This is a genomic window from Bradyrhizobium sp. USDA 3262 (genome assembly GCF_054060035.1).
Genome location: NZ_JBSSCT010000001.1, coordinates 7,064,225 through 7,078,004 on the forward strand (window position 1 = coordinate 7,064,225; position 13,780 = coordinate 7,078,004).

Below are 13,780 nucleotides of genomic sequence, written 5' to 3' on the forward strand. Positions count from 1 at the left end.
TCGGCTTGGCAAAACCTGCGAGGTGGCGGGCTCGCGTCATTGTGCCGAGAATGAAGGTGAGTTCAAGCCGCGAACTGCCGCATGGCCTATGACTTTGGAATGAGGTGGGTGCGTCGCTTCGCTTAGCATAACCGCTTTGCAACAGTCCCGTCATCCTGAGGAGCGCGGAACGCGCGTCTCGAAGGATCGACGGCCACCAGCCGGGCCGTGCATCCTTCGAGGCTCGCTCCGCTCGCACCTCCAGCGACAAAGGCAAAGCCTTTGCGCGGGGATGACGGGGTGAGTTTTGATTCAACTTTCAAACAGCTTGTTCACTGTCGTCCCTGCGAAAGCAGGGCCCCATTACCACAGACGTTGGTCGTTGTTGACGCGAGCTGTGGCTCCAGCGTTGTCCGACAATGACCTTCGGTGGTTATGGGTCCCGGGTCGCGCGGAGCCTGTCATCGGGCGGCGCTTTGCGCCGACCCGTTGGCTTGCCCGGGACGACACCTAATTTGTAATTTGTGGGGCGATTTGCGAGTCACACATCCGCATTCTCGCGACATGATCTGTCCGAGCTTTGCTCTTCGTTCCGCCCTCTTCGAACAGAGGGCGCAGGGAAAGCCGGGTGCCGATCGCACCCATGGGCCCCGAGCAAAAGGTAGAAAGCTCGGGGGTAGGACCACAGGTGTAACCGGATACAACCCGGCTTTCCCTGCGCGATGGTTTTCGGCTTATACGTGCTCGCCCCGGTGAGACTGGGCTTTTTTGTCACCGCTTTCGCAAAAACGCTTGCGCGTTTTGCGAGAGGACACCTGCCGCTAGGGCGTCAGGTCTGCACGATTTCGCCGTCCGCGTCATGCGCACTCGTCAGTTGCGCAATCGGCGTCCACCGCATCTCGACCCACGTTCGTGACGACCGCGAAGCGCCCCTCGATCGGGCGAGACGGCTATTTCCATAGCACTGAGTTGGCCTTCGGATAAAGCGAAATATTTCTGCTTTGAGGGCTTGACCCGTCGGGCAACTCAGTGATTGAGCGCAGCCGTTACTTGCCTTTGAAGTTGGGCGCGCGCTTGTTGAGGAAGGCGTCCATGCCCTCGCGGAAATCCTCGCTCATATAGGCGCGCAGGATCAGGTCCTCGCCCTCCTCGCGCGACAGTGTGCGGCGGATGCGGCGCACCGCTTCCTTGGTCACTTCGAGCGTGATCGGCGCGTGGCCGGCGACGAGCTTCGCCGTCTCGGTGGCGCGGCGCTGCAACGTTTCCACATCGGGGACGACTTCGTTCAACAGCCCGAGCGCCAGCGCTTCGGGCGCCTCGACAAGGCGCGCCTTGAAGATCAGATCCTTGGTCCGCGCCGGACCGATCAGCGACACCAGCCGCGAGATGTTGGACATCGACAGGCAGTTGCCGAGCGTGCGCGCGATCGGGAAGCCGATCCGCGTCGCCTCGGTGCCGATCCGAATATCGCAGCAGGCGGCGATGCCGGCGCCGCCGCCGGTGCAAGCGCCGGCGATCGCCGCGATCACGGGCACGCGGCACTGCTCGAGCGTACCGAGCACGCGATCGATCCGCGCCTCATAGTCGAGCGCATCCTGCGCCGTCTTGAACGCGCGGAACTGCGAGATGTCGGTGCCCGAGGCGAACGCCTTGTCACCGGCGCCGGTCATGATCAGCGCCTTGATGGAGTGATCCTGATTGATGTTCTCGCAGATCGCCGCCATCTGCTCGTACATCGCAAAGGTCAGCGCATTGCGCGCCTGCGGCCGGTTGAACGTGATGCGCGCGATCCCGTCCTCGACGGAGTAGATCAGGTCTTCGGTCGAAGTGACGGGCGCGTTCATGTCTCGCTCTTTCTGTTGTTTGCGATTCGATTTCAGGCGACGGCCTTCTAGGCCACAGCCTTGGACGCCTGCGAAGCTTCGCGTCCCTTCAGGACTTCCATCGCCGCCAGCACGCCGCCGCTGCGATGCGGCACCTTGGCCAGATCAAGGCCCATCTCGACGCCGGACAGCGTGCCCATCAGCATCAGGTCGTTGAAGTGCCCGATGTGGCCGATCCGGAACACCTTTCCCTTGACCTTGTTGAGGCCGGTGCCGAGCGACATGTCGAAATTCTCCAGCACGACCTTGCGGAAATGATCGGCGTCGTGACCGTCAGGCACCCGCACCGCGGTCAGCGCCGGCGAGTGCGCGCCCTGCTCCTGGCACTGCGTCTCGAGGCCCCAGACCTTGATCGCGGCACGTGTCGCCTCGCTGTGGCGCTTGTGGCGGGCGAAGACGTTCTCGAGCCCCTCTTCCTCCAGCATCTTCACGGCCTCGCGCAGGCCGAACAGGAGGTTGGTCGCCGGCGTATACGGCCAGGTGCCGGCCTTGTTGATGTTGATGACTTCCTGCCAGTCCCAATAGGAGCGCATGCCCGGATTGGCCTTGGCCACGGCGAGCGCCTTCTCCGACACGGCGTTGAAGCCGAGGCCGGGCGGCAGCATCAGCCCCTTCTGGGAGCCGGCGATGGAGACATCGATGCCCCATGCATCATGCTCATATTCCAGCGAGCCGAGGCCGGAGATGGTGTCGACCATCAAGAGCGCCGGATGCTTCAGCGTGTCGAGGATCTTGCGGACGTCGCGCGGATAGGTGACGCAGGCGGTCGAGGTCTCGTTATGGACGACGCAGACCGCCTTGATCTTATGCGCCTTGTCGGCGGACAGCCTGGCCTCGATCTGCTCGAGGTCGGCGCCGTGGCGCCAGTCGCCCGCGATGAAATCGACGTCGAGCTTGAACTTGTCGGCAATGCCATGCCACAGCACGGCGAACTGGCCGGTCTCGCACATCAGAACCTTGTCGCCGGGCTGCAGCGTGTTGACGATCGCGGCCTCCCAGGCGCCGGTCCCCGACGACGGGTAGATGATCACGGGCTGCTTGGTGCGGAACACACGCTGCATCGCAGAAAGCACGGCAAAACCGATCTCGGCAAACTCGGGACCGCGATGGTCCATGGTCGGCATATCCATGGCCCGCAGCACCCGGTCCGGCACGTTGGTCGGTCCCGGAATCTGCAGAAAATGCCTTCCAGTATGCACGGTCATGAGCGTCTTTCCCGGTCTCGTCTTGGTCGTGGTGAGCCGCTCGCATATCACTATTCGCCGGGTTTGTCCTAGGCCCGGCGGGGGTCCGTCATGCATATCTGACGGCGCTCCGCCGGGGCCGCGTGAGCTCACGCCAAGCAACTGGCTCTGCTTCACCTCGCCCCGCGTGCGGGGAGAGGCATAGGCCGCCTTCGGCGGCCGTTCTCAAGAACGCCGAAGCAGAGCTTCGGCTATGACGCATCGCAAGATGCGTTCCGGGTGAGGGGGAGCCTCCGCAAGCGCAACTATCACCGCATCTGCGGAGATAGCCCCTCACCCCAACCCTCTCCCCGTAAGAACGGGGCGAGGGAGCCTACTTCCGTTGCGGCCGCCATTCAGCCTCGTTGCTATTCAGCGGCCACCACCTTGCCCGGCGCCACCAGTTCGCCGGTCTCCTCGAACGGCCGCTCGGGGTGCATCAGGAACGCCGAGAAGCCGCCGACCAGCAGAAGGCCCATCGACATCAGGAACGGCAGGTACCAGTTTCCGGTGGCGTCGATGACGAAGCCGGCGACCAGCGGCGAGACGATAGCCGCGAAAGCCGAGCCGGTGTTCATGATCCCCGCGGCGGTGCCGGAATATTTCGCCGCAATGTCCATCGGGATCGACCACATCGGCCCGATCACGAGCTCGGCACAGAAGAAGCCGGCCGACAGGCAGAGCGCCACCACCGTGATGTCGTGAACGAACAGGATCGGCATCAGCGACAGCAGTGCGCCGGCGAAGCCCACGACCGTCACGCTGAGTCGCGCCAGCCGCACATTGCCGGTGCGCTCAAGGATGCGGTCGGAGATAACGCCGCCGATGCTGTCGCCGATCACGCCGGCAAAGAACACGCCGGATGCGAACAGCGCCGAATTCTTCAGATCGAGGCTGTAGTTGTTCTTGAAGAACAGCGGCAGCCAGTTGAGATAGAGCCACAGGCACCAACCGTAGCAGAAGTAGGTCAGCGTCACCGGCCACATCCGCTGCAGCAGCGGTCCCCACGGCACCTTCGGCCGCTCGCCCTGCGGACGCGGCGGCAATGTCGCAAGCTCGGCCGCGGTGATCGAGCCATGGTCCCTCGGCTCGTTGCGGAAGTACCAGACCCACGCGACGCCCCAGATCAGGCTGACAACGCCGAGCACGACGAACGCGCCGCGCCAGGTCAGCCAGAGGATCAGGAGCGCGACCACCGGCGGGGTGATGGCATTGCCGAGCCGCGCGAATGAATGCGTCAGGCCTTGCGCGAAGCCGCGGCGGTTCGCCGGCGTCCAGTACTGCATCGCGCGCGTCGCGGTCGGAAACGTCGCGCCTTCGCCGAACCCCAGCGCGAAACGCGCGACGAACAGCGCGGCAAGACCATGGACAAAGCCGGTCATGATGGTCGCGGCGGCCCAGATCATGCCGCACCAGAACAAGGTCTGGCGCGGCCCGAAGCGATCGCCGACCCAGCCGCCGATCACCTGGAACAGCAGGTACGGATAGGCGAAGGCCGAGAACACCAGACCGAGCTCGGTGTTGGACAGGCCGAGCTCCTTCTGGATCTCGCCGGCCGCGGTGCCGATGTTCACCCGGTCCACATAGGTGATGAAGTACATCACGCAGAGCATGGCCAACACGACATGGGTGGCCTTGAACCGAAGCCTCATATCATCCCCTCCCCCGATCCGCGATTGTTCTGAATTCGTTGCGCTGCGGATGCCGTGGCTGCTAGAGCTACGGCTCTGATTAGTTCAGAACCGAAGCTCTAGATTTTTGTTGACGCGTTTTCTTCACGCGAACCGGCGTCCACTTCGCTCGAAAACGCTTTAAGTGCTGACCACCTTCAGATGCGACGACGCGTTGCGCTGGTCGCGCTGCTCGAGAAGCCGCATCGCGGCCTCGACGCCGCCCGGGCGATGCGGGACGCCGGCGACCGACAGCCCCATCTCGACGCCGGTCAGCGCGCCAAGCAGCGTCAGCTCGTTGCACTCGCCGAGATGACCGATGCGAAACACCTTGCCCGCGACCTTCGACAGGCCGGCACCGAGCGACATGTTGAAATTGTCGAGCACGACCTTGCGGAACTGATCGGCATCATGGCCGGGCGGCATCATCACCGCGGTCAGCACCGGCGAGAATTCCAAGGGCTCCTGGCACAGCACCTCGAGCCCCCATTGATTGACGGCGGCGCGCGTCGCAGCGGCGAGCCGCTGATGACGGGCGAACACGTTGTCGAGCCCCTCCTCCAGCAGCATCGCGATGGCCTCGCGCAGCCCGTAGAGCAGGTTCGTCGCCGGCGTATAGGGGAAGAAGCCCTTGGCGTTCGGCTTCAGCATTTCCTCCCAGTCGAAATAGGAGCGCGGCATCCGGTTGGTACGCGCCGCGGCGCGCGCCTTGTCCGAGATCGCGTTGAAGCCGAGGCCGGGCGGCAGCATGAAGCCCTTCTGCGAGCAGCTGACGCTGACGTCGACTTTCCACTCGTCGTGCCGGTAATCGACCGAGCCCAGCGAGGAAATGGTGTCGACCATCAGGAGCGCCGGATGCGAGGTGCGGTCGATCGCGGCACGGATATCCGCGATCCGGCTGGTCGCGCCGGTCGAGGTCTCGTTGTGGACGACCATCACCGCCTTGATGCTGTGCGCCGTGTCGGCGGCAAGCCTTGCCTCGATCTGGGCGGGGTCGGCGCCGCGGCGCCAGTCGCCGGGCATGAAATCCACCTCGATGCCGAAGCGGCCGGCCATCCGCCGCCACAGGGTGGCGAAGTGGCCGGTCTCGACCATCAGGACCTTGTCGCCGGGCGACAGCGTGTTGACGATGGCGGCCTCCCAGGCGCCGGTCCCGGACGACGGGAAGATCACCACCGGCCCTTTGGTCTGAAACACCTTCTGGCTGCCTTCGAGCACGGCCCGGCCGAGCGCGGCGAATTCGGCGCTGCGGTGGTCGATGACCGGCATGTCCATCGCGCGAAGAATGCGATCCGGGACCGGACTCGGCCCTGGAATCTGCAGGAAATGGCGCCCTTGATGCATGAGAACCTCCCAATCGCCGGATTTCGGCTCCTCGGCAAACTATTTTGCATTCATTTTTTGTCTTTTCAATCCAATTTTGGTATTCGATTGAAAACATCGACGCGACCGCGCCGGCAAATTATTGTTCAGAATATGAAATCCGCGATTCCCGAAGCCGGGGTTCCGATCAGCCCGCCCGCCGCCGACAATGGCAGCGACCGCCAGGAGGCCTCACTTCACGGCGAGATCCTGCTGCGGCTCCGCGACTATGTGGTGGAAGGCAACATTCCCGAGGGCGCCCGCGTTCCAGAGCGGCAGCTCTGCGAGATGCTGGGCATTTCCAGGACGCCGCTGCGTGAAGCGCTCAAGGTGCTGGCCGCCGAGGGCCTGATCGAGCTCTTGCCCAACCGCGGCGCGCGGGTGCGCCGGCTCAGCCCACGCGACCTCGAGGAACTGTTCGACGTGATGGCCGGGCTCGAGAGCCTGGCCGGACGACTGGCCTGCGAAGTGATCACCGATGAGGAAATCGTCGCGATCGAGCGGCTGCATTACGAGATGTACGGCCATTATCTGCACCGCGACATGCACGGCTATTTCCAGACCAACCAGCAAATCCACGAAAGCATCGTTGCGGCCGCGCGCAACGAGACGCTGAAGGCCACCTACGCCAACTTCGCCGGCCGCATCCGCCGTGTCCGCTATTCCGCCAATTTTGCCCGCAAGCGGCAGCGCTGGGCCGAGGCGATGCGCGAGCACGAGGCGATCCTCGATGCGCTGCGCCGGCGCGCGGCAAGCGAGCTCAGCGACATCCTGTTCCAGCACCTGCGCAACAAGCGGGCCGCCGCCATCGATCACCTCGCGGAGGGGCCGGACTGCGGCCTGGAGACGACGCCCCAGAACGATTAAAGGGGTCGGCACAAGGATGGCTGGAGGGCAGCTATCCTTGCCCATTATGAATTCATAATGTAATTCTCACGTCGAGAGAATGCATAATCCATGAGCAGCCACGGTCGCGTCATGGATCACATCGGATCTGGGATGAAGAACGCCTCCTCGCTCGAACAGCGCCTGCGGTCCGAACTGACCGGCGACGTGTTTTTCGACGCCTTCAACCGCGGCCGCTACGCGACCGACGCCTCGTTCTACCAGATCATGCCGGCCGGCGTGGTGGTGCCGCGAACCGTCGACGAGGCGCTGCGGGCGCTGGCGATCATTCGCGACGCCGGGCGGATCGTCACCCCGCGCGGCGGTGGCACCTCGCAATGCGGCCAGACCGTCAATGACGGCATCGTCGTCGACCTGTCCAAGCACCTGAACCGGATCCTCTCGCTCGACGTCGAGAATCGGACCTGCGTGGTCGAGCCCGGCATCGTGCTCGACGACCTCAACCGGCAACTCAGGAAGCACGGGCTGTGGTTTCCGGTCGACGTCTCCACCGCCTCGCGCGCCACGATCGGCGGCATGGCCGGCAACAATTCCTGCGGCGGCCGCTCGCTGCGCTACGGCACGATGCGCGACAATACGCTGTCGATGGATGCCGCGCTCGCCGACGGCACGCTGCTGCATTTCGGCGAGGTGCCGCGCGACCTGACGCAGGTCAATTCGTCCGACAGCGGACTGAAGCTGTTTCGCGACATGCTCGATCTCGGCGAGCGCGAGGCGCTCGAGATCGCGAACAAGTTCCCCAAGGTGCAGCGTCGCGTCGGCGGCTATAACCTCGACGCGCTGGTGCCGCGCAACGCGCCGAACAATCTGGCGCATCTGTTGGTCGGCTCGGAAGGGACGCTGGCCTTCACGACGCAGGTCGAGCTGAAGCTGTGGCCGGTCATCCGAAACAAGGCGCTCGGCGTCTGCCATTTCGGCAGCTTCTACGAGGCGATGGACGCGGCCCAGCATCTGGTCAAGCTGCGGCCGATCGCTGTGGAGCTGGTCGATCGCACCATGATCGCGCTCGGCCGCGACATCGCGATGTTCCAGCCGATCATCTCGGCAGCCGTGCGCGGCGATCCGGATGCCATCCTGGTGGTCGAGTTCGCCGAAGAGGACCAGGCCGACAATCTCGCCCGCCTCAAGCAACTCGGCGAGTTGATGGCCGACCTCGGCTTCGGCTGGGACAAGCCGCAGCGCAAATGGGGCGGCGTGGTCGAGATCGTCGAGCCCGCGCTGCAAACCGGCATCGCCGATTTCCGCGCGGCCGGCCTCAACGTCATGATGTCGATGAAGCAGGAGGGCAAGCCGGTCTCGTTCGTCGAGGACTGCGCGGTACCGCTGCCGCATCTTGCCGACTATACCGAACGGCTCAACGCCGTGTTCGCCAGGCACGGCACCCGCGGCACGATGTATGCGCATGCCTCCGAAGGCTGCCTGCATGTGCGCCCGGTGCTCAATCTCAAGCTCGAGAAGGACGTCAAGGCAATGCGCGCCATTGCCGAGGAAGCCTTCGCGATGGTGCGCGAATACAAGGGCTCGCATTCCGGCGAGCACGGCGACGGCCTGGTGCGCTCGGAATTCCACGAAGCGATGTTCGGGCAGCGCATCGTGGCCGATTTCCGCGAGGTCAAGCAGCGCTTCGATCCCGGCAACACGCTCAACCCGGGCAAGATCGTCGATCCGCCCAAGATGGACGACCGTTCGCTGTTCCGCTTCGCGCCGGATTATCGCGTCGGCGACCTGAGGACGATGCTGGACTGGTCGGCCTTTCCCGGCGCCGGCGGCGGTTTCCAGGGCGCCGTCGAGATGTGCAACAACAACGGCGCCTGCCGCAAGCTCGAAGGCGGCGTGATGTGCCCGTCCTATCGGGCGACGCGCAACGAGAAAGACGTTACCCGCGGCCGCGCCAATACGCTGCGGCTGGCGATCTCGGGCCAGCTCGGTCCGGACGCGCTCGCCTCCGACGAGATGATGGAGACGCTGAAGCTCTGCGTCTCCTGCAAGGCCTGCCGCCATGAATGCCCGACCGGCGTCGACATGGCCAAGATGAAGATCGAGGTGCTGGCCGCGCGCGCGGCGACGCACGGTCTGTCGCTGCGCGACCGGCTGGTCGGCTACCTGCCGCGCTATGTCGATCTCGCCTCGCGCTTTGCTCCGATCGCCAACTGGCGCAACCGCAGCCCGCTGCTGCGCGCGCTGTTCGAGAAACTCGCCGGGATCAGCGCCAAGCGCGCGCTGCCGGAATTTCGCAGCGACACGTTCCGGCTCGACGCCGAGGCGCTGGGCCCGGTGGATGGCCGCGAAGTGGTGCTGTTCGCCGATACGTTCAACCGCGGCTACGAGCGCGAGAATCTCGACGCGGCGATCGAGGTGCTGGTCGCCGGCGGTTATCGCGTGCATCTGCCGAGGCCGTCGGACGGCGGGCGGCCGCCGTGCTGCGGGCGAACGTTCCTGTCGGCCGGACTGGTGGAGCAGGCCCGCGCCGAGCTCGACCGGCTGGTTGCGACCTACGTCCCGTTCGCGGCCCGCGGCGTGCCAATCATTGGCTTGGAGCCGAGCTGCCTTCTCACGTTGCGCGACGAGCTGCTGTCGCTGCGCTCGGATGAGGCCGCCAAGACCGTCAGCGCCCACGCGCTGCTGTTCGAGGAATTTCTGGTGCGCGAGGCCGAGGCCGGGCGCCTCGCCTTGCCGCTCGGCGCGGTCGCCGGCAAGGCCGTCGTGCACGGCCATTGCCACCAAAAGTCCTTCGGCGCGTTCAAGCCGGTGGAGAAGGTGCTGCGCCTGGTGCCGGGCCTCGACGTCAAGACCATCGAGTCGAGCTGCTGCGGCATGGCCGGCGCGTTCGGCTATGGTGCCGACACCTATCAGGCCTCGATCGAGATGGCCGAGCTGTCGCTGCTGCCCGCGGTCCGCAGCGCCGATCAGGACACGCTGATCGTGGCCGACGGGACCTCATGCCGGCATCAGATCAAGGACGGCAGCGGGCGAACGCCGCTGCATGTCGCCAGCGTATTGGCGATGAGCCTGAAACGTGCGAAATCGAATTCCGACAGATTGTTACCGACAAAGGAAGAGGCCCATGGCTGAGCTCACTCTCGAAATTGCCCGCAAGATTCTGGATGCCGCGCTGGCCAAGGGGGTCGAGAAGAAGTTCAAGCCGCTGGTCGTCACCATCCTCGACGCGCGCGGCGCGGTGAAGGTGACCGCGGCACAGGACGGCACCAGTCTGATGCGGGCCGAGATCGCCCATGGCAAGGCCTATGGCGCGCTGGCGCTCGGGATGGGATCGCGGGCGCTGTTTCAGCGCGCGCAGGAGCAGGCCTATTTCGTCGACGCCGTGAACACGCTGGCGCAGGGCCGGATGGTGCCGGTCCCCGGCGGCGTCCTGATCATGGACGGTACGACCCTGCTCGGCGCCGTCGGCGTCAGCGGCGACACCTCGGACAATGACGAGATCTGCGCCGTGGCCGGCATCGAAGCCGCCGGCCTGAAGCCCAACGCGGGCTAGAGTGCGGTCAGTTCAGGTCGAATAGCGACCGAGACGGGACTGTGCTCCCTCGCCCCGTTCTTACGGGGGAGAGGGTTGGGGTGAGCGGCAATCTCCGCGTAGACGGTGACAGCTGCGCTCGCGGAGACTCCCCCTCACCGGGAACGCATCTGACGATGCGTTCCGACCTCTCCCCGCACGCGGGGCGAGGTGAAGCGAAGTGCTCAGCGGCCGGTCCAGGTCGGCTTGCGCTTCTCGCCGAAGGCCTTGAGGCCTTCCTTGGCATCCTCGGTCATCGCGAGCAGCGCGATCTGGCTTTCGGTGTAGGCGATGCTTTCATCGAACGACATCGAGGCGATCGCCCGCATCGCGTATTTGCCGCGACGGATCGCCGTCGGCGACTTGTCGACGATGCGGCCGATCAGCCAATCGACCTTGGCGTCGAGCTCGGCAGCCGGCACCACATAGTTGAGCAGGCCCGCGGCCTGGGCAGCCTTGGCATCGAACGGTTCGCCGGTCAGCGCCCATTCGTTGACCAGGCGCGGCGGGGCGATCGATTGCAGCAGACTCAGCACCTGCATCGGAAACACGCCGACCTTCACCTCGGGCAGACCGAAGATCACGCCATCGGCAGCCACCGCCATGTCGGTCATGCACAACAGGCCCATGCCGCCGGCCATGCAGACGCCGCCGACCCGCGCGATCGCGGGCTTGGTCGCGCTCTGCGACAGCCGCAGCAGGTCGGCATAGTCGACATTGGGGCGCGAGAAATCCATCGAGAAGGCCGCGCCGCTGTTCTGCAGGTCGGCGCCGGCGCAGAACGCCTTGTCGCCCGCGCCGGTCAGCACGATGACGCGCACGTCCCTGTCGTCATGCGCTTCGCGATAGCCCTTGGCGATGCCCGCGATCACACCGGCATTGAGCGCGTTGCGCTTGTCCGGGCGGTTGATGGTGATCCAGAACGCCTGCCCGCGCTTTTCGAGAAGAACGCTGTTGTCGGTCATGTTTCCTGCCTGTTTTCTTGGCCAATGTGCCATTGTCAGCCGACATTTGCGGCAGGATCGGCGCCGACTGCAAGCAGGATTTATGCGGCGGCCGATGCCTTCCGGATCCAGACCTTGTTGTCGTGGAACGCGGCGCCGCCGAGCGGTGCGACGGCCTCCGCCCCGGTCAGCATGTTGATGCCGCGCCCGCCGATGTGGGACTTGTTCGGATGGATCGACTCGGCGATCAGCACGCCGCGGCGAACGCCGTCGAACAGCATTGCGGTCAGCGTGGTCTCGCCGCGCATGTTACCGAGCGTCACCGCGTCACCGTCGGCGATCGAGAGATCAGCCGCATCCTCGGGATGGATCATCACGGTCGGCGCGCCCTCGCGGGCCTGCGACGACGGCGTCTCGTTGAAGCTGGTGTTGAGGAAGCTGCGTGAGGGCGACGTCGCGAGCCGGAACGGATGCTGCGCGTCCGCCTCCTCGATAATGGTCCAGTGGTCGGGCAGCGAGGGCATCTTGTCCCACGCGCCCATCAGCCCGCCGGCCCCGACGGGGACCTTGCCCCAGTCGACCTTGAAGTGGAACTTCTTGTCGGAATGGGCAAAGCCGTCGAGGTAATGCGACGTGCGGAAATCGGGCTGCAGGTCGCGCCAAATGTCGGCCTCCAGCGCCTCGATCGTGCCGTGGCCACTCTTCTTCAAGGTTGCATCGATCAGCTGGCGCGGCGTCATGTCGAAGCCGGGATGTACGGCGTTGAGGCGGCGGCCGAGCCCCTGCATCACCTCGTGATTGGAACGGCACTCGCCGGGCGGATCGATCAGCTTCGGGCCGACCGAGATGTGCTGATGGCCGCCGCCGTAATAGAGATCGTCGTGCTCCATGAACATCGTCGCCGGCAGCACGATATCGGCCATCTGGGCCGTCTCGGTCATGAACTGCTCGTGCACCGCGACGAACAGATCCTCGCGGGCAAAGCCCTGGCGCACCAGCGCCTGCTCGGGCGCAACCGTCATTGGGTTGGTGTTCTGGATCAGCATCGCTTTGACCGGCCCGCCGCCGCGCAGCGCTTCGGGATCTCCGGTCAGGATGCTGCCGATCTTGGACTGATCAAGCACGCGCGTCGAGGGATCGATCGCGTCATGGCCTTCGATGATCGACTCGTCGAAGCGCCAGATTGCGGCATTGTTGAAGAACGCGCCGCCGCCCTCATACTGCCAGGCGCCGGTCACGGCGGGAATGCACGACGCAGCGTGCATCTGGGCGGCGCCGTTGCGGCTGCGGGTGAAGCCGTAGCCAAGACGGAAGAACGAGCGCTTGGTCTGTCCGACCAGCCGCGCGAACGCCTCGATCTCCTCGACCGGCACGCCCGAGATCGCCGAGGCCCATTCCGGCGTACGGGTCTTCAGATGCGCCTCCAGCTCGTCCGGGCAGTCTGTATAGCGCGCAAGATAATCGCGATCGGCAAATCCCTCGCGGAACAGCACATGCATCACGGCGCAGGCGAACGCGCCATCCGTCCCCGGCCGCAGCAGGATCTTGATGTCGGCCTGCTTCATGGTCTCGTTGTTGTAGACGTCGACCGCCGCAATCTTCGCGCCGCGCTCCTTGCGCGCGCGGGATGCATGCGTCATCACATTGACTTGGGTGTTCACCGGATTGGTGCCCCAGATCACGACGAGGTCGGAGACGCCCATCTCGCGCGGATCGACGCCGGCGATCTTGCCGGTCCCGGCGGCAAAGCCGATGCGCGCGATGGTTGCGCATATCGTGCCGTAGAAGCGCGAATATTTCTTCACATGCGACAGCCGGTTGAGGCCGTCGCGCATCACCAGCCCCATGGTGCCGGCGTAATAGTAAGGCCAGACCGACTCGGCGCCGAATTCCCGCTCGGCCGCGTCGAAGCGCGCCGCGATCTCGTCCAGCGCCTCGTCCCAGGAGATCCGCGCGAACTGGCCGGAGCCCTTCGGCCCGGTCCGGCGCAGCGGATACATCAGCCGCTCGGCGTGATGAATCCGCTCGGCATAGCGCGCCACCTTGGCGCAGACCACGCCGGCCGTATAGGTCTGCTGTTTGGAGCCCCTGACTCGACCGATCGAGCGTCCCTCGATCACCTCGACGTCGAGCGCACATGCCGAGGGGCAGTCGTGCGGACAGGTGGAATGGCGGATGTCGACCTTGGCATGCTGGTTCATGGCCAAATTGGTAACATCAAACGCCGCCTCCGCCGAGGGGCATTATTGACCCAGCTCGCGCGAAATCCGGGCACGTGCCATGCGGCAGGCGCCCGGACGGT

At 65.1% G+C, this 13,780-nt stretch carries 9 protein-coding genes; 3 read left to right on the top strand and 6 right to left on the bottom strand.

All coding sequences use genetic code 11. The annotated features are described in order from the left end of the window. Positions 1-1,025 precede the first annotated feature (1,025 nt). From ACVWYP_RS33380 to ACVWYP_RS33395, 4 genes are all read right to left on the bottom strand, one after another. The gene (locus ACVWYP_RS33380) at positions 1,026-1,823 is read right to left on the bottom strand and encodes an enoyl-CoA hydratase/isomerase family protein (RefSeq protein WP_028343116.1); all 798 of its coding nucleotides are present in this window, start codon (positions 1,821-1,823) and stop codon (positions 1,026-1,028) included. A 47-nt stretch (positions 1,824-1,870) separates the two neighbouring features. Next, positions 1,871-3,067: a pyridoxal-phosphate-dependent aminotransferase family protein gene (locus tag ACVWYP_RS33385; protein ID WP_028343117.1), complete on the bottom strand. Its 1,197-nt coding sequence runs from the start codon at positions 3,065-3,067 to the stop codon at positions 1,871-1,873. A 386-nt stretch (positions 3,068-3,453) separates the two neighbouring features. Then, on the bottom strand, positions 3,454-4,737 hold the full coding sequence (locus ACVWYP_RS33390) for an MFS transporter (RefSeq protein WP_028343118.1): 1,284 nt from the start codon (positions 4,735-4,737) through the stop codon (positions 3,454-3,456). Between the two features lie 159 nt (positions 4,738-4,896). Further along, positions 4,897-6,099: a pyridoxal-phosphate-dependent aminotransferase family protein gene (locus ACVWYP_RS33395; RefSeq protein ID WP_304496253.1), complete on the bottom strand. Its 1,203-nt coding sequence runs from the start codon at positions 6,097-6,099 to the stop codon at positions 4,897-4,899. A 132-nt stretch (positions 6,100-6,231) separates the two neighbouring features. Between ACVWYP_RS33395 and ACVWYP_RS33400 the strand changes: the two genes are divergently transcribed. The 3 genes from ACVWYP_RS33400 (at position 6,232) to ACVWYP_RS33410 (ending at position 10,516) form a co-directional block, all read left to right on the top strand. Continuing rightward, positions 6,232-6,984 carry a GntR family transcriptional regulator gene (locus ACVWYP_RS33400; protein WP_304496254.1) on the top strand — a complete coding sequence of 251 codons (753 nt, stop codon included), beginning with the start codon at positions 6,232-6,234 and terminating at the stop codon, positions 6,982-6,984. Between the two features lie 132 nt (positions 6,985-7,116). Next, on the top strand, positions 7,117-10,095 hold the full coding sequence (locus ACVWYP_RS33405; RefSeq protein ID WP_304500344.1) for an FAD-binding and (Fe-S)-binding domain-containing protein: 2,979 nt from the start codon (positions 7,117-7,119) through the stop codon (positions 10,093-10,095). Then, complete coding sequence (locus tag ACVWYP_RS33410; RefSeq protein WP_028343121.1) at positions 10,088-10,516, top strand: GlcG/HbpS family heme-binding protein; 429 nt, start codon at positions 10,088-10,090, stop codon at positions 10,514-10,516. The genes ACVWYP_RS33405 and ACVWYP_RS33410 overlap by 8 nt, the downstream gene beginning before the upstream one ends. Before the next feature lie 203 nt (positions 10,517-10,719). Here the strand turns inward: ACVWYP_RS33410 and ACVWYP_RS33415 are convergent, their stop codons facing one another. Continuing rightward, positions 10,720-11,499, bottom strand: a complete 780-nt coding sequence (locus tag ACVWYP_RS33415) for an enoyl-CoA hydratase/isomerase family protein (protein WP_304496255.1) — start codon at positions 11,497-11,499, stop codon at positions 10,720-10,722. Between the two features lie 80 nt (positions 11,500-11,579). Then, entirely contained in the window at positions 11,580-13,679 is a 2,100-nt protein-coding gene (locus tag ACVWYP_RS33420) for a molybdopterin oxidoreductase family protein (RefSeq protein WP_304496256.1), read from the bottom strand. Positions 13,680-13,780: the final 101 nt, after the last annotated feature.